This window comes from Pseudomonas arabinosi (assembly GCF_047758675.1).
GTDB classification, from domain to species: domain Bacteria; phylum Pseudomonadota; class Gammaproteobacteria; order Pseudomonadales; family Pseudomonadaceae; genus Aquipseudomonas; species Aquipseudomonas arabinosi.
Genome location: NZ_CP180480.1, coordinates 155,736 through 174,430, shown reverse-complemented (window position 1 = coordinate 174,430; position 18,695 = coordinate 155,736). Strand labels below are relative to the sequence as shown.

1 protein-coding gene is annotated in these 18,695 nt (G+C 63.0%); it reads right to left on the bottom strand.

All coding sequences use genetic code 11. The features are described from left to right. Positions 1–70: 70 nt before the first annotated feature. Positions 71–18,463 (bottom strand): Ig-like domain-containing protein, encoded by an 18,393-nt coding sequence (locus ACMXYJ_RS00700; RefSeq protein WP_415758439.1) that lies wholly within the window; start codon positions 18,461–18,463, stop codon positions 71–73. Between the last annotated feature and the right edge of the window lie 232 nt (positions 18,464–18,695).

Below are 18,695 nucleotides of genomic sequence, written 5' to 3'. Positions count from 1 at the left end.
CGAAATCGTCACCGGGGTGTTGGACGCAAACGTGACGGCCGCCCCATAAGGGCGGCCGTTTTTCGTTGGATCAGCTGTTGTTGTGATCGATCTTGATGGTCGGATCACTGCCGGCAATCAACGAGTGAATGTTGGCGCTGGACCAGTTGTTGCCTTCCAGTTTGATCGTCACATCGGGTTGCGCCGCTGCAGCGTCAGCGCCGTTGAACTTGCCGGCGGAGCTGACTTGCAGGGACGAAACGCCATCGACGGTGGTGATCTTCAGGAAGTTGTCGATGGTGCTGCCGGTTTCACCCTGCAGCAAATCGCGCAAGTCGATGCGATCACCCTCGCTGGCCTTGAAGTCCTTGATCACGTCGCTGCCGGTGTCGCCAGCCTTCCAGACGAAGGTGTCGGCACCCGAACCACCGATCAGAATATCGTTGCCCTGACCGCCCATCAGCGAGTCGTTACCGCTACCACCGAGCAGGATGTCATTGCCCTTGCCGCCGTCGAGCAGGTCGTTGCCGCCCTGGCCGAAGAGAATGTCATTGCCGGCACCGCCCAGCAGCGAGTCATTACCGTCATGCGCCCCGGACACATCGAACGCGGTGTAGTGCTCGGTGATGAACTGGTGCACGTTGCTGGTGGTGACTTTGCTGACGTCCACGCCGGTTTGCTGGGCGACGAACGACTGCATCGCCTGGTAACCCTCGCCAGCAACGCCGTTGAAGCTCACCAGGTCGCCGAACAGGATGTCGTTGCCATCGCCGCCATTGACCGTGTCGGCGCCTGGCATTGTCGCTTCGGTGTGACCGATGATCGAGTTGGCCAGGTCTTTCGGATCGATGTTGGTTTGCGGGGTTTTATCCGAGTCGTAGGGCTTCAGATCGGCAAGGGTGACGTCCTTGTTTATGCCGATGGCTTCTACCGTCGATACCTTGCCCAGCAGCGCGAAGCCGGCGGTTGAGTTGTCGATGGCGTTGGAGCCGGTGCTGCTGCCGTTGCCGTCGCGATAGGACAGCTCGTACGTGCCGTTGCCCTCGGCATGCAGGGTACCCAACTCGTCGCTGCTCCAGTAACCGCCCAACCATGAAGACTTGTACGTCTGCAGCGTGACTGAACCGGAAGTGTCGATGCTCAGGTAGTGAGTGCTGTCCAGATAATTGCCGAAGGTCTGCCCCAATTTGTAATTGGAGGTGTTGATGACTTCATCGAGCTGCACGTTGCCGAACAAGGTCGGGTTGGTCTGCTCGCCACTCTGGTAGTAAGTCGGTTTGCCGTCGGTGATGAAGTACGTGAGGTTCGTCGCGCCCTTGTTGGCGAGCGCGTCGGCGCTCTGGAACCAGTTGGCCGTGGTTTTGAACACGTCCTCGTAGTTGGTGCCGCCGCCGGAAGCCATCGAATCCAGTACCGCTTTGAGCAAGATCAGCGCATTCGGATCGTTCAGGTTGACCGACACCGACTTGTTGATCTGGGTGTCGAAGTCAACCAGGAAGATATTCACCGTCCCCGAGTTGCCGCCCATGCTCTGCTTGAGCGTGTTGAACACCGACGTCAGCGAGTCCTTCGCAGACTTGACCGAGGCGTCGCTCATACTGCCCGAGCTGTCGACCATGAATGCGATGTTGTAATTGGTGCCCGGCACCACGGTCAGCCCGCCGATATCGGCAACCATGATGTCGTTGCCGCTGGTGCCGGTAATGGTGTCATCAGCCGCTGTGGCGGTGACGGCGTTGTAGACCGCCGGGTTAATCGTGATCGGAATCTGTATCGAACTGGTGGCCGAATCACCCTGGCTTTCGGTCGAGACTGCCGTAACTGTCAGCGTGTTGGTACCGGTGGCGTACGGTGCCGGGGTGTAGCTCAACTTGCTCACATCCCACCCGCTGAGGTTGACGACAGCGTTACCGGTCGTGCCCGTGAAGGTGTGCGTGCCGTCGGTCAGGGTCGCACCTGCCGGGATGCCGCCGATTGTGGTGATGGTCTGGGTTTCAGAACCATCAGTGTCCGGCGACGTTACCTTCAAGCCCAACGCAATGCTGCTGTTCTCGGCCACCTGAGTCGTGGTGGCGGTCACGATCGGTGCATCTGCGACCGCGGTCACACTGATATCCAGGGTGGTGTTAGAACCGGTATTGGTGGTGTAGGTCACAGTCGGAACCTTGCCGCTCCAGTTGCTGACCGGGGTGAAGGTGTAAGTCCCGTTCGCCGCGAGCAGCAAGGTGCCCATGTTGGCGATGGTCGCCGTGACGCCTGCTGCGTACTCGGTGCCACCCACCGTGAACTTGGCCACGCTCAGGACGTTATCCACATCGCGGTCGTTAGTCAGCACGTTACCGGTGGCGATCTTGTCCTCGAGGACTATGTTGATGTCAGCAGCCAGCACACTCGGGTCATCGACCGGGGTGACGTTGATGTTCAGGGTCGAGGTGTCGTTGGTTCCTGAACCGTCAGTGACGGTGTAGCTGACCGTCGGCACTGTGCCGTTGTAGTTGGCGGCCGGGGTGAAGGTGTAAGCCCCGTTGGCTCCGATGACCAGGGTGCCGACGTTGGCGATAGTCGCCGTGGCGCCTGCCAAATAGGTGGTCGCACCGATGGTGAAGTTGACCACGCTGACCGCGCCATCGACGCTGCTCGTGCCGGTGAGGACGCTGCCGGTAATGGCGGTGTCTTCCAGCGTGGAGATCGATTCGTTGGCATCGGTGAAGCTGTCGTCAACCGGCGTGACGCTGATGTTCAGGGTCGAGGTGTCATTGGTACCTGAGCCGTCAGTCACGGTGTAGCTGACGGTCGGCACGCTGCCGTTGTAGTTGGCGGCCGGGGTGAAGGTGTAGGCCCCGTTGGTTCCGATCACCAGGGTGCCGACGTTGGCGATGGTCGCCGTGGTGCCTGCCGTGTAAGTGGTCGCACCGATGGTGAAGTTGATCACGCTGACCGCGCCGTCGACGCTGGAAGTGCCTGACAGCACGTTTCCGGTAGCCACGGAGTCTTCGTTAACGATGACGCTTTCACTGACGTCGGTGAAGCTGTCGTCAACCGGTGTGACGCTGATGTTGAGGGTCGAGGTGTCGTTGGTTCCTGAGCCGTCAGTTACGGTGTAGCTGACTGTCGGCACTGTGCCGTTGTAGTTGGCGGCCGGGGTGAAGGTGTAGGCCCCGTTGGTTCCGATCACCAGGGTGCCGACGTTGGCGATGGTCGCCGTGGTGCCTGCCGTGTAAGTGGTCGCACCGATGGTGAAGTTGACCACGCTGACCGCGCCATCGACGCTCGAAGTACCGGTCAGCACATTGCCGATGGCGGAGGTGTCTTCGTTGACCGTAACGCTTTCGCTGACATCGGTGAAACTGTCGTCTACCGGTGTGACGCTGATGTTCAGGGTCGAGGTGTCGTTGGTTCCTGAGCCGTCGGTGACGGTGTAGGTGACCGTCGGCACTGTGCCGTTGTAGTTGGCGGCCGGGGTGAAGGTGTAGGCCCCGTTGGTTCCGATCACCAGGGTGCCGACGTTGGCGATGGTCGCCGTGGTGCCTGCCAAATAGGTGGTCGCACCGATGGTGAAGTTGACCACGCTGACCGCGCCGTCGACGCTGGAAGTGCCTGACAGCACGTTTCCGGTAGCCACGGAGTCTTCGTTAACAATGACGCTTTCACTGACGTCGGTGAAGCTGTCGTCAACCGGTGTGACGCTGATGTTGAGGGTCGAGGTGTCGTTGGTTCCTGAGCCGTCAGTTACGGTGTAGCTGACTGTCGGCACCGTGCCGTTGTAGTTGGCGGTCGGAGTGAAGGTGTAAGCCCCGTTGGCCCCGATCACCAGGGTGCCGACGTTGGCGATGGTCGCCGTGCTGCCTGCCGTGTAAGTGGTCGCACCGATGGTGAAGTTGACCACGCTGACCGCGCCGTCGACGCTCGAAGTACCGGTCAGCACATTGCCGATGGCGGAGGTGTCTTCGTTGACCGCAACGCTTTCGCTGACATCGGTGAAACTGTCGTCGACCGGTGTGACGCTGATGTTCAGGGTCGAGGTGTCGTTGGTTCCCGAACCGTCGGTGACGGTGTAGGTGACCGTCGGCACCGTGCCATTGTAGTTGGCGGTCGGGGTGAAGGTGTAAGCCCCGTTCGCCGCAAGCACCAGGGTGCCGACGTTGGCGATGGTCGCCGTGGTGCCTGCCACATAGGTGGTCGCACCGACGGTGAAGTTGACCACGCTGACTGCGCCATCGACGCTGCTCGTGCCGGTGAGGACGCTGCCGGTAATGGCGGTGTCTTCCAGCGTGGAGATCGATTCGTTGGCATCGGTGAAGCTGTCGTCAACCGGCGTGACGCTGATGTTCAGGGTCGAGGTGTCGTTGGTTCCTGAGCCGTCAGTCACGGTGTAGCTGACGGTCGGCACCGTGCCGTTGTAGTTGGCGGCCGGGGTGAAGGTGTAAGCCCCGTTCGCCGCAAGCACCAGGGTGCCGACGTTGGCGATGGTCGCCGTGGCGCCTGCCACATAGGTGGTCGCACCGACGGTGAAGTTGACCACGCTGACCGCGCCATCGACGCTGGAAGTACCGGTCAGCACATTGCCGATGGCGGAGGTGTCTTCGTTGACCGTAACGCTTTCGCTGACATCGGTGAAACTGTCGTCGACCGGTGTGACGCTGATGTTCAGGGTCGAGGTGTCGTTGGTTCCTGAACCGTCGGTGACGGTGTAGGTGACTGTCGGCACTGTGCCGTTGTAGTTGGCGGCCGGGGTGAAGGTGTAAGCCCCGTTCGCCGCAAGCACCAGGGTGCCGACGTTGGCGATGGTCGCCGTGGTGCCTGCCGTGTAAGTGGTCGCACCGACGGTGAAGTTGACCACGCTGACCGCGCCATCGACGCTCGAAGTACCGGTCAGCACATTGCCGATGGCGGAGGTGTCTTCGTTGACCGTAACGCTTTCGCTGACATCGGTGAAACTGTCGTCGACCGGTGTGACGCTGATGTTCAGGGTCGAGGTGTCGTTGGTTCCCGAACCGTCGGTGACGGTGTAGGTGACCGTCGGCACCGTGCCGTTGTAGTTGGCGGCCGGGGTGAAGGTGTAAGCCCCGTTGGCCCCGATCACCAGGGTGCCGACGTTGGCGATGGTCGCCGTGCTGCCTGCCGTGTAAGTGGTCGCACCGATGGTGAAGTTGACCACGCTGACCGCGCCGTCGACGCTGCTCGTGCCGGTGAGGACGCTGCCGGTAATGGCGGTGTCTTCCAGCGTGGAGATCGATTCGTTGGCATCGGTGAAGCTGTCGTCAACCGGCGTGACGCTGATGTTCAGGGTCGAGGTGTCATTGGTACCTGAGCCGTCAGTCACGGTGTAGCTGACGGTCGGCACGCTGCCGTTGTAGTTGGCGGCCGGGGTGAAGGTGTAAGCCCCGTTCGCCGCAAGCACCAGGGTGCCGACGTTGGCGATGGTCGCGGTGCTGCCTGCGGCATAGGTGGTCGCACCGACGGTGAAGTTGACCACGCTGACTGCGCCATCGACGCTGCTCGTGCCGGTGAGGACGCTGCCGGTAATGGCGGTGTCTTCCAGGGTGGAGATCGATTCGTTGGCGTCGGTGAAGCTGTCGTCAACCGGCGTGACACTGATGTTCAGGGTCGAGGTGTCATTGGTACCTGAGCCGTCAGTCACGGTGTAGCTGACTGTCGGCACCGTGCCGTTGTAGTTGGCGGCCGGGGTGAAGGTGTAGGCCCCGTTCGCCGCAAGCACCAAGGTGCCGACGTTGGCGATGGTCGCCGTGGTGCCTGCCGTGTAAGTGGTCGCACCGATGGTGAAGTTGACCACGCTGACCAGGCCGTCAACGCTCGAAGTGCCCGACAACACGTTGCCGGTAGCCAAGGTGTCTTCGTTAACGGTGACGGTTTCACTGGCATCGGTGAAGTTGTCGTTGACCGGCGTGACGCTGATATTCAGGGTCGAGGTAACGTTGCTGCCCGAACCATCAGTGACGGTGTAGCTCACGCTCGGCACGCTGCCGTTGTAGTTGGCGGTCGGAGTGAAGGTATAAGCCCCGCTCGCCCCGATGACCAGGGTGCCGACGTTGGCGATGGTCGCGGTGCTGCCTGTGGCATAGGTGGTCTCACCGATGGTGAAGTTGACCACGCTGACTGCGCCATCGACGCTCGAAGTACCCGACAGCACGCTGCCGGTAGCCACGGAGTCTTCGTTAACGGTGACGGTTTCACTGGCATCGGTGAAGTTGTCATTAACTGGTGTAACGCTGATGTTCAGCGTACTGCTCGAGCCAGTGTTGGTGGTGTATGTCACCTGCGGAACGTTGCCATTCCAGTCGGCAGCCGGCTTGAAGGTGTAGTCACCGTTGCTGGCGATGATCAGCGTTCCGACACCGGTAATGGTCGCGGTCTGGCCCGCCGTGAAGCTGCCGTTGACCCCGGTCACGTTGAAGCTGGTGACGCTCAGGACGTTATCGATATCGCTGTCGTTACCCAGCACGTTGCCGGTCGCGTTGTGGTCTTCGTCGACAGTGATCTTGTCCGCCTGCAGCACGCTTGCGTCATCGACGGCACCGACGTGCACCACCAACGGCAGCGAGGTGCTGGCGCTTGGGGCATCGCCGTCTTTAGCGGTGGCCGTCACGGTCAGGGGGATGTCGCCATTGAAGTTCGTCGGCGGTGTCAGCTTGAGCGTGGACAGGTTCCAACCGGTAATGTCCACCGACGTCGAGCCGCCGGCAGCATTGAAGGTGTGGGTGCCGTCGGTGAGTTGGGAACCCGCCGGCAAGCCGTTCAGCGTGAGGGTGAGTGTTTCCGAACCATCGACGTCGTTGGTGTGGGCCTGGATGGTCGACAACAGGATCGCGTGGTCTTCAAGGCCCGAGTTGAGCACCTGAGAGACATTGATGTTGTCCAGCAGGCCGCCCAGGCTGTTGCTGTCCCCAGCGCGGAACTCGAGTTTCTGGCTGCCATCGGCAGTGACCGGAACGTCGAAGCTGTAGTGCTGCATGCCGGGGGTCGAAGTGTTCAGGGTGCCAATGAGTTGGCCGCCCCAGTACACATTGATCAGCGAATTATCCACACCGGCACGCGGTGCGTAGTCGAGCGACACGTTATAGGTGCTGCCGGCCTTGGCATCGATAGTGGTGTAGAGGTTGCTGGCATCGCCGGCATTGCGCTCCAGTTCGATGACCTGGTTATCGCCGCCGGCACCGTAGACGCTGGCCTTGCCGATTTCGACCCTGCCACCGCTGTTGTCGGTGTGCCATACGCCGTTGCCGAGCTGGCTGACATTGACGTCGCCAACGGCGCCGTTCAGAGCGACTTCCTGGAAGTCGGTCGAAACGACCATACCGCCACCGGTCAGTGACAGGCTTGGGGTATCGGTTATTGGTGCGACGACGATGGTGCCGGTTGCCGAAGACACGGAAGGCATGCCCTGGTTGTCGGTCGAGCTGTAGGTGAAGTTGGTGGTGCCACTCCAATCGGCGGTTGGTTTGAAGTAAACCGTTGCGCCGTTGGCGGTTGCGGAGATGACGCTGCTGGCGGTCAACGCGATGGTCCCGGCGGCGTCAGCGTAAAACACGCCATTGGCCGGCAGGCCGGTCAGAGTGAAGTGGCCGATGCTGCCGTCGAGGTCATTGCCGCCGAGCTGCACGGCGATCAATTGATCTTCATTACCCGTGGCCGAGGTGGTATTGACGGTTGGTGCGTCGTTGACCGAGTTGACCGTGATGTTCAGCGTGCTGATGGAATTGGTGTTGGTGGTGTACGTGACTTGCGGCACCGCGCCATTCCAGTTCGCTGCCGGGGTGAAGCTGTAGTCGCCGTTGCTGGCGATGGTCACCGAGCCGACGCCGGCGATGGTGGCGACTTGGCCGGCGGAGAAGCTGCCAGTCACACCGGCGACGGTGAAGCTGGCCACGCTCAGGGTGCTTTCGACATCGCTGTCGTTGTCGAGCACGTTGCCGGTGGCAACGGTGTCTTCGGCGACGGTGTTGGCATCGGCGGTCAGCACGCTCGCGTCGTCGACCGGGGTAACGCTCAGGTCCAGGGTGCTGGTGGAACCGGTGTCGGTGGTGTACGTGACTTGCGGCACCGCGCCGTTCCAGTTCGCCGTTGGGGTGAAGTTGTAGTCGCCGTTGGCGGCGATAGTCACCGTGCCGACGCCGGCGATGGTGGCGACTTGGCCGGCGGAGAAGCTGCCAGTCACACCGGCGACGGTGAAGCTGGCCACGCTCAGGGTGCTTTCGACATCGCTGTCGTTGTCGAGCACGTTGCCGGTGGCAACGGTGTCTTCGGCGACGGTGTTGCTATCGGCGGTCAGCACGCTCGCGTCGTCGACCGGGGTGACGCTCAGGTCCAGGGTGCTGGTCGAGCCAGTGTTGGTGGTGTAGCTGACTTGTGGCACCGCACCGTTCCAGTTCGCTGCCGGGGTGAAGCTGTAGTCGCCGTTGCTGGCGATGGTCACCGTGCCGACGCCGGCGATGGTGGCGACTTGGCCTGCAGTAAAGGAACCGGTGACGCCTTGTACGGTGAAGGTCGCAACACTCAGGGTGCTTTCGACATCGCTGTCGTTGTCGAGCACGTTGCCGATGGCCGTGGTGTCTTCGGCGACGGTGTTGCTATCGGCGGTCAGCACGCTCGCGTCGTCGACCGGGGTAACGCTCAGGTCCAGGGTGCTGGTCGAGCCAGTGTTGGTGGTGTACGTGACTTGCGGCACCGCGCCGTTCCAGTTCGCCGTTGGGGTGAAGTTGTAGTCGCCGTTGGCGGCGATAGTCACCGTGCCGACGCCGGCGATGGTGGCGACTTGGCCGGCGGAGAAGCTGCCAGTCACACCGGCGACGGTGAAGCTGGCCACGCTCAGGGTGCTTTCGACATCGCTGTCGTTGTCGAGCACGTTGCCGGTGGCAACGGTGTCTTCGGCGACGGTGTTGCTATCGGCGGTCAGCACGCTTGCGTCGTCGACCGGGGTAACGCTCAGGTCCAGGGTGCTGGTCGAACCGGTGTCGGTGGTGTAAGTGACTTGCGGCACCGCACCGTTCCAGTTCGCTACCGGAGTAAAGCTGTAGTCGCCGTTGCTGGCGATGGTCACCGTGCCGACGCCGGCGATGGTGGCGACTTGGCCGGCGGAGAAGCTGCCAGTCACACCGGCGACGGTGAAGCTGGCCACGCTCAGGGTGCTTTCGACATCGCTGTCGTTGTCGAGCACGTTGCCGGTGGCAACGGTGTCTTCGGCGACGGTGTTGCTATCGGCGGTCAGGACGCTTGCGTCGTCGACCGGAGTAACGCTCAGGTCCAGGGTGCTGGTGGCGCCGGTGTCGGTGGTGTAGCTGATCTGTGGGGCGGTGCCATTCCAGTTCGCTGCCGGGGTGAAGCTGTAGTCGCCGTTGCTGGCGATGGTCACCGTGCCGACGCCGGCGATGGTGGCGACTTGGCCTGCAGTAAAGGAACCGGTGACGCCTTGTACGGTGAAGGTCGCAACACTCAGGGTGCTTTCGACATCGCTGTCGTTGTCGAGCACGTTGCCGATGGCCGTGGTGTCTTCGGCGACGGTGTTGCTATCGGCGGTCAGCACGCTCGCGTCGTCGACCGGGGTAACGCTCAGGTCCAGGGTGCTGCTCGAACCGGTGTCGGTGGTGTAGCTGATCTGTGGGGCGGTGCCGTTCCAGTTCGCCGTTGGGGTGAAGTTGTAGTCGCCGTTGCTGGCGATAGTCACCGTGCCGACGCCGGCGATGGTGGCGACTTGGCCGGCGGAGAAGCTGCCAGTCACACCGGCGACGGTGAAGCTGGCCACGCTCAGGGTGCTTTCGACATCGCTGTCGTTGTCGAGCACGTTGCCGATGGCCGTGGTGTCTTCGGCGACGGTGTTGGCATCGGCGGTCAGCACGCTCGCGTCGTCGACCGGGGTGACGTTGAGGTCCAGGGTGCTGGTCGAACCGGTGTCGGTGGTGTAAGTGACTTGCGGCACCGCACCGTTCCAGTTCGCTACCGGAGTAAAGCTGTAGTCGCCGTTGCTGGCGATGGTCACCGTGCCGACGCCGGCGATGGTGGCGACTTGGCCGGCGGAGAAGCTGCCAGTCACACCGGCGACGGTGAAGCTGGCCACGCTCAGGGTGCTTTCGACATCGCTGTCGTTGTCGAGCACGTTGCCGATGGCCGTGGTGTCTTCGGCGACGGTGTTGGCATCGGCGGTCAGCACGCTCGCGTCGTCGACCGGGGTAACGCTCAGGTCCAGGGTGCTGGTGGAACCGGTGTCGGTGGTGTACGTGACTTGCGGCACCGCGCCGTTCCAGTTCGCCGTTGGGGTGAAGTTGTAGTCGCCGTTGGCGGCGATAGTCACCGTGCCGACGCCGGCGATGGTGGCGACTTGGCCGGCGGAGAAGCTGCCAGTCACACCGGCGACGGTGAAGCTGGCCACGCTCAGGGTGCTTTCGACATCGCTGTCGTTGTCGAGCACGTTGCCGGTGGCAACGGTGTCTTCGGCGACGGTGTTGCTATCGGCGGTCAGGACGCTTGCGTCGTCGACCGGGGTAACGCTCAGGTCCAGGGTGCTGGTCGAACCGGTGTCGGTGGTGTAAGTGACTTGCGGCACCGCACCGTTCCAGTTCGCTACCGGAGTAAAGCTGTAGTCGCCGTTGCTGGCGATGGTCACCGTGCCGACGCCGGCGATGGTGGCGACTTGGCCGGCGGAGAAGCTGCCAGTCACACCGGCGACGGTGAAGCTGGCCACGCTCAGGGTGCTTTCGACATCGCTGTCGTTGTCGAGCACGTTGCCGGTGGCAACGGTGTCTTCGGCGACGGTGTTGCTATCGGCGGTCAGGACGCTTGCGTCGTCGACCGGAGTAACGCTCAGGTCCAGGGTGCTGGTGGCGCCGGTGTCGGTGGTGTAGCTGATCTGTGGGGCGGTGCCATTCCAGTTCGCTGCCGGGGTGAAGCTGTAGTCGCCGTTGCTGGCGATGGTCACCGTGCCGACGCCGGCGATGGTGGCGACTTGGCCTGCAGTAAAGGAACCGGTGACGCCTTGTACGGTGAAGGTCGCAACACTCAGGGTGCTTTCGACATCGCTGTCGTTGTCGAGCACGTTGCCGGTGGCCGTGGTGTCTTCGGCGACGGTGTTGGCATCGGCGGTCAGCACGCTTGCGTCGTCGACCGGGGTAACGCTCAGGTCCAGGGTGCTGGTGGCGCCGGTGTCGGTGGTGTAGCTGATCTGTGGGGCGGTGCCATTCCAGTTCGCTGCCGGGGTGAAGCTGTAGTCGCCGTTGCTGGCGATGGTCACCGAGCCGACGCCAGCGATGGTGGCGACTTGACCGGCGGAGAAGCTGCCAGTCACACCGGCGACGGTGAAGCTGGCCACGCTCAGGGTGCTTTCGACATCGCTGTCGTTGTCGAGCACGTTGCCGGTGGCAACGGTGTCTTCGGCGACGGTGTTGCTATCGGCGGTCAGGACGCTTGCGTCGTCGACCGGAGTAACGCTCAGGTCCAGGGTGCTGGTGGCGCCGGTGTCGGTGGTGTAGCTGATCTGTGGGGCGGTGCCATTCCAGTTCGCTGCCGGGGTGAAGCTGTAGTCGCCGTTGCTGGCGATGGTCACCGTGCCGACGCCGGCGATGGTGGCGACTTGGCCTGCAGTAAAGGAACCGGTGACGCCTTGTACGGTGAAGGTCGCAACACTCAGGGTGCTTTCGACATCGCTGTCGTTGTCGAGCACGTTGCCGGTGGCCGTGGTGTCTTCGGCGACGGTGTTGGCATCGGCGGTCAGCACGCTTGCGTCGTCGACCGGGGTAACGCTCAGGTCCAGGGTGCTGGTGGCGCCGGTGTCGGTGGTGTACGTGACTTGCGGCACCGCGCCGTTCCAGTTCGCTGCCGGGGTGAAGCTGTAGTCGCCGTTGCTGGCGATGGTCACCGAGCCGACGCCAGCGATGGTGGCGACTTGACCGGCGGAGAAGCTGCCAGTCACACCGGCGACGGTGAAGCTGGCCACGCTCAGGGTGCTTTCGACATCGCTGTCGTTGTCGAGCACGTTGCCGATGGCCGTGGTGTCTTCGGCGACGGTGTTGGCATCGGCGGTCAGGACGCTCGCGTCGTCGACCGGGGTAACGCTCAGGTCCAGGGTGCTGGTGGAACCGGTGTCGGTGGTGTACGTGACTTGCGGCACCGCACCGTTCCAGTTCGCTACCGGAGTAAAGCTGTAGTCGCCGTTGCTGGCGATGGTCACCGTGCCGACGCCGGCGATGGTGGCGACTTGGCCGGCGGAGAAGCTGCCAGTCACACCGGCGACGGTGAAGCTGGCCACGCTCAGGGTGCTTTCGACATCGCTGTCGTTGTCGAGCACGTTGCCGATGGCCGTGGTGTCTTCGGCGACGGTGTTGCTATCGGCGGTCAGCACGCTCGCGTCGTCGACCGGGGTAACGCTCAGGTCCAGGGTGCTGGTCGAACCGGTGTCGGTGGTGTAGCTGATCTGTGGGGCGGTGCCGTTCCAGTTCGCCGTTGGGGTGAAGTTGTAGTCGCCGTTGGCGGCGATAGTCACCGTGCCGACGCCGGCGATGGTGGCGACTTGGCCGGCGGAGAAGCTGCCAGTCACACCGGCGACGGTGAAGCTGGCCACGCTCAGGGTGCTTTCGACATCGCTGTCGTTGTCGAGCACGTTGCCGGTGGCCGTGGTGTCTTCGGCGACGGTGTTGGCATCGGCGGTCAGCACGCTTGCGTCGTCGACCGGAGTAACGCTCAGGTCCAGGGTGCTGGTCGAACCGGTGTCGGTGGTGTAAGTGACTTGCGGCACCGCACCGTTCCAGTTCGCTACCGGAGTAAAGCTGTAGTCGCCGTTGCTGGCGATGGTCACCGTGCCGACGCCGGCGATGGTGGCGACTTGGCCGGCGGAGAAGCTGCCAGTCACACCGGCGACGGTGAAGCTGGCCACGCTCAGGGTGCTTTCGACATCGCTGTCGTTGTCGAGCACGTTGCCGATGGCCGTGGTGTCTTCGGCGACGGTGTTGCTATCGGCGGTCAGGACGCTTGCGTCGTCGACCGGAGTAACGCTCAGGTCCAGGGTGCTGGTGGCGCCGGTGTCGGTGGTGTAGCTGATCTGTGGGGCGGTGCCATTCCAGTTCGCTGCCGGGGTGAAGCTGTAGTCGCCGTTGCTGGCGATGGTCACCGTGCCGACGCCGGCGATGGTGGCGACTTGGCCTGCAGTAAAGGAACCGGTGACGCCTTGTACGGTGAAGGTCGCAACACTCAGGGTGCTTTCGACATCGCTGTCGTTGTCGAGCACGTTGCCGGTGGCCGTGGTGTCTTCGGCGACGGTGTTGGCATCGGCGGTCAGGACGCTTGCGTCGTCGACCGGGGTAACGCTCAGGTCCAGGGTGCTGGTGGCGCCGGTGTCGGTGGTGTACGTGACTTGCGGCACCGCGCCGTTCCAGTTCGCTGCCGGGGTGAAGCTGTAGTCGCCGTTGCTGGCGATGGTCACCGAGCCGACGCCAGCGATGGTGGCGACTTGACCGGCGGAGAAGCTGCCAGTCACACCGGCGACGGTGAAGCTGGCCACGCTCAGGGTGCTTTCGACATCGCTGTCGTTGTCGAGCACGTTGCCGATGGCCGTGGTGTCTTCGGCGACGGTGTTGCTATCGGCGGTCAGGACGCTCGCGTCGTCGACCGGGGTAACGCTCAGGTCCAGGGTGCTGGTGGAACCGGTGTCGGTGGTGTACGTGACTTGCGGCACCGCACCGTTCCAGTTCGCTACCGGAGTAAAGCTGTAGTCGCCGTTGCTGGCGATGGTCACCGTGCCGACGCCGGCGATGGTGGCGACTTGGCCGGCGGAGAAGCTGCCAGTCACACCGGCGACGGTGAAGCTGGCCACGCTCAGGGTGCTTTCGACATCGCTGTCGTTGTCGAGCACGTTGCCGATGGCCGTGGTGTCTTCGGCGACGGTGTTGCTATCGGCGGTCAGCACGCTCGCGTCGTCGACCGGGGTAACGCTCAGGTCCAGGGTGCTGGTCGAACCGGTGTCGGTGGTGTAGCTGATCTGTGGGGCGGTGCCGTTCCAGTTCGCCGTTGGGGTGAAGTTGTAGTCGCCGTTGCTGGCGATGGTCACCGTGCCGACGCCGGCGATGGTGGCGACTTGGCCGGCGGAGAAGCTGCCAGTCACACCGGCGACGGTGAAGCTGGCCACGCTCAGGGTGCTTTCGACATCGCTGTCGTTGTCGAGCACGTTGCCGGTGGCAACGGTGTCTTCGGCGACGGTGTTGCTATCGGCGGTCAGGACGCTTGCGTCGTCGACCGGGGTAACGCTCAGGTCCAGGGTGCTGGTCGAACCGGTGTCGGTGGTGTAAGTGACTTGCGGCACCGCACCGTTCCAGTTCGCTACCGGAGTAAAGCTGTAGTCGCCGTTGCTGGCGATGGTCACCGTGCCGACGCCGGCGATGGTGGCGACTTGGCCGGCGGAGAAGCTGCCAGTCACACCGGCGACGGTGAAGCTGGCCACGCTCAGGGTGCTTTCGACATCGCTGTCGTTGTCGAGCACGTTGCCGGTGGCAACGGTGTCTTCGGCGACGGTGTTGCTATCGGCGGTCAGGACGCTTGCGTCGTCGACCGGAGTAACGCTCAGGTCCAGGGTGCTGGTGGCGCCGGTGTCGGTGGTGTAGCTGATCTGTGGGGCGGTGCCATTCCAGTTCGCTGCCGGGGTGAAGCTGTAGTCGCCGTTGCTGGCGATGGTCACCGTGCCGACGCCAGCGATGGTGGCGACTTGGCCTGCAGTAAAGGAACCGGTGACGCCTTGTACGGTGAAGGTCGCAACACTCAGGGTGCTTTCGACATCGCTGTCGTTGTCGAGCACGTTGCCGGTGGCCGTGGTGTCTTCGGCGACGGTGTTGGCATCGGCGGTCAGCACGCTTGCGTCGTCGACCGGGGTAACGCTCAGGTCCAGGGTGCTGGTGGCGCCGGTGTCGGTGGTGTACGTGACTTGCGGCACCGCGCCGTTCCAGTTCGCTGCCGGGGTGAAGCTGTAGTCGCCGTTGCTGGCGATGGTCACCGAGCCGACGCCAGCGATGGTGGCGACTTGACCGGCGGAGAAGCTGCCAGTCACACCGGCGACGGTGAAGCTGGCCACGCTCAGGGTGCTTTCGACATCGCTGTCGTTGTCGAGCACGTTGCCGATGGCCGTGGTGTCTTCGGCGACGGTGTTGGCATCGGCGGTCAGGACGCTCGCGTCGTCGACCGGGGTAACGCTCAGGTCCAGGGTGCTGGTGGAACCGGTGTCGGTGGTGTACGTGACTTGCGGCACCGCACCGTTCCAGTTCGCTACCGGAGTAAAGCTGTAGTCGCCGTTGCTGGCGATGGTCACCGTGCCGACGCCGGCGATGGTGGCGACTTGGCCGGCGGAGAAGCTGCCAGTCACACCGGCGACGGTGAAGCTGGCCACGCTCAGGGTGCTTTCGACATCGCTGTCGTTGTCGAGCACGTTGCCGGTGGCAACGGTGTCTTCGGCGACGGTGTTGCTATCGGCGGTCAGGACGCTTGCGTCGTCGACCGGGGTAACGCTCAGGTCCAGGGTGCTGGTCGAACCGGTGTCGGTGGTGTAAGTGACTTGCGGCACCGCACCGTTCCAGTTCGCTACCGGAGTAAAGCTGTAGTCGCCGTTGCTGGCGATGGTCACCGTGCCGACGCCGGCGATGGTGGCGACTTGGCCGGCGGAGAAGCTGCCAGTCACACCGGCGACGGTGAAGCTGGCCACGCTCAGGGTGCTTTCGACATCGCTGTCGTTGTCGAGCACGTTGCCGGTGGCAACGGTGTCTTCGGCGACGGTGTTGCTATCGGCGGTCAGCACGCTCGCGTCGTCGACCGGGGTAACGCTCAGGTCCAGGGTGCTGGTCGAACCGGTGTCGGTGGTGTAGCTGATCTGTGGGGCGGTGCCGTTCCAGTTCGCTGCCGGGGTGAAGCTGTAGTCGCCGTTGCTGGCGATGGTCACCGTGCCGACGCCGGCGATGGTGGCGACTTGGCCTGCAGTAAAGGAACCGGTGACGCCTTGTACGGTGAAGGTCGCAACACTCAGGGTGCTTTCGACATCGCTGTCGTTGTCGAGCACGTTGCCGGTGGCAACGGTGTCTTCGGCGACGGTGTTGCTATCGGCGGTCAGCACGCTTGCGTCGTCGACCGGAGTAACGCTCAGGTCCAGGGTGCTGGTGGCGCCGGTGTCGGTGGTGTAGCTGATCTGTGGGGCGGTGCCATTCCAGTTCGCTGCCGGGGTGAAGCTGTAGTCGCCGTTGCTGGCGATGGTCACCGTGCCGACGCCGGCGATGGTGGCGACTTGGCCTGCAGTAAAGGAACCGGTGACGCCTTGTACGGTGAAGGTCGCAACACTCAGGGTGCTTTCGACATCGCTGTCGTTGTCGAGCACGTTGCCGGTGGCCGTGGTGTCTTCGGCGACGGTGTTGGCATCGGCGGTCAGGACGCTTGCGTCGTCGACCGGGGTAACGCTCAGGTCCAGGGTGCTGGTGGCGCCGGTGTCGGTGGTGTACGTGACTTGCGGCACCGCGCCGTTCCAGTTCGCTACCGGAGTAAAGCTGTAGTCGCCGTTGCTGGCGATAGTCACCGTGCCGACGCCGGCGATGGTGGCGACTTGGCCGGCGGAGAAGCTGCCAGTCACACCGGCGACGGTGAAGCTGGCCACGCTCAGGGTGCTTTCGACATCGCTGTCGTTGTCGAGCACGTTGCCGGTGGCAACGGTGTCTTCGGCGACGGTGTTGGCATCGGCGGTCAGCACGCTTGCGTCGTCGACCGGGGTAACGCTCAGGTCCAGGGTGCTGGTGGCGCCGGTGTCGGTGGTGTACGTGACTTGCGGCACCGCGCCGTTCCAGTTCGCTGCCGGGGTGAAGCTGTAGTCGCCGTTGCTGGCGATGGTCACCGAGCCGACGCCAGCGATGGTGGCGACTTGACCGGCGGAGAAGCTGCCAGTCACACCGGCGACGGTGAAGCTGGCCACGCTCAGGGTGCTTTCGACATCGCTGTCGTTGTCGAGCACGTTGCCGGTGGCAACGGTGTCTTCGGCGACGGTGTTGCTATCGGCGGTCAGGACGCTTGCGTCGTCGACCGGGGTAACGCTCAGGTCCAGGGTGCTGGTCGAACCGGTGTCGGTGGTGTAAGTGACTTGCGGCACCGCACCGTTCCAGTTCGCTACCGGAGTAAAGCTGTAGTCGCCGTTGCTGGCGATAGTCACCGTGCCAACGCCAGCGATGGTGGCGACTTGACCCGCAGTAAAGGAGCCGGTGACACCGGCGACGGTAAAGGTCGCCACGCTCAGGCTGTTATCCACATCGCTGTCATTAGTCAGCACATTGCCGGTCGCTGTAGCGTCTTCGGCAATGGTTTGGGCGTCGGCGGTCAGTACGCTCGCGTCGTCGACCGGGGTGACATTGAGGTCCAGGGTGCTGCTCGAACCAGTGTTGGTGGTGTAGCTGACTTGCGGCACGGCGCCGTTGTAGTTCTCAACCGGGGTGAAGCTGTAGTCGCCGTTGGCGGCGATAGTCACTGTGCCTACGCCGGCGATCGTTGCAACTTGACCCGCAGTAAAGGAACCCGTCACACCAGCGACGGTAAAGGTCGCCACACTCAGGGCGTTGTCCACATCGCTGTCATTGCCCAACACATTGCCAATCGCAGGGGCGTCTTCTGCAATGGTTTGGGTATCTGCAGTCAAAACGCTCGGATCATCGACCGCCGTTACGGTGAGATCCAGCGTGCTGGTCGAGCCGGTGTTGGTGGTGTACGTGACTTGCGGTACGACGCCGTTGTAGTTGGCGTCCGGAGTAAAGGTGTAGTTGCCATTGGTGCCGATGGTCAGCGTGCCGACGCCGACGATGGTCGCCGTCTGGCCTGCGGTGAAGCTGCCGGTCATGCCGGCGACGGTGAAGCTGGCGACGCTGAGGGGCGTTTCGGCATCGCTATCGTTGTTCAGTACATTGCCGGTCGCGACGCTGTCTTCGGCCTGAGTGCCAGTATCAGCGATCAGTACACTCGGAGCGTTGGTGGCGTTGGTGGCCGAGGTGTTCTGGCTGCCGGTATCGAGCGTGGTGGTTGTGGCAGTGGAATCAGGGCCGTCGGTTGGGAAACCAATGGTCGGGTCCACCCGGCCAGCGGTGGCATCCAGCATCACGAAGCTGTGGCCGCCACCTGCTGCGCCGCCCGTGCCGGCAGCCGTCGGGCCGGCCGCGGTGGCTTCAAGGTCTGTGGTCGGGTCGGCACCGGCAACGATGGCTTGCTGCAGCTCTTCAACTGATGGCGCGGCTTGTGCAGTGGCTTGTGCAAGGTCAGCGCTGGAATCCGGATCGCTGCCGCTCCACTGGGTGTCGCGGCCCAGGTCCAGGGTCCGGCCGTCAGCCAGTTCAAGCGTAACGGCGCCTGCGGCGCCGGTGTCTACCTGATCGCCGACAAACAACCGATCGCCTTCAACGAGTACGCGGCGCACGCCCTCTGGGGACACAGCGAAAACCTGACCGACAATGCTTTTGACGATGGCCACAACACTGCTCATTGAAGACTCTCCGGGTGTCGCATTCAATTGACTTCCATGGACCTGGCGGCGTGTTTGCCAAACAGTCTGGACGTACTTTCAAGATAATAGAGGCACAACTTTGACGCGGTTATTCGTCAATAAATTGGCTATATTTTTTCGCTATAAACTTTATGCCAAACTATTGACCTTCTGCCTGTCATCCTAAACACTCCCCTCCGTAATGTCACATTGATATTTAGGTGGTGACCTG

Coding starts and splice junctions, on each gene's coding strand:
- ACMXYJ_RS00700 (WP_415758439.1), bottom strand. CDS start 18,463: ATGAGCAGTGTTGTGGCCATCGTCAAAAGCATTGTCGGTCAGGTTTTC.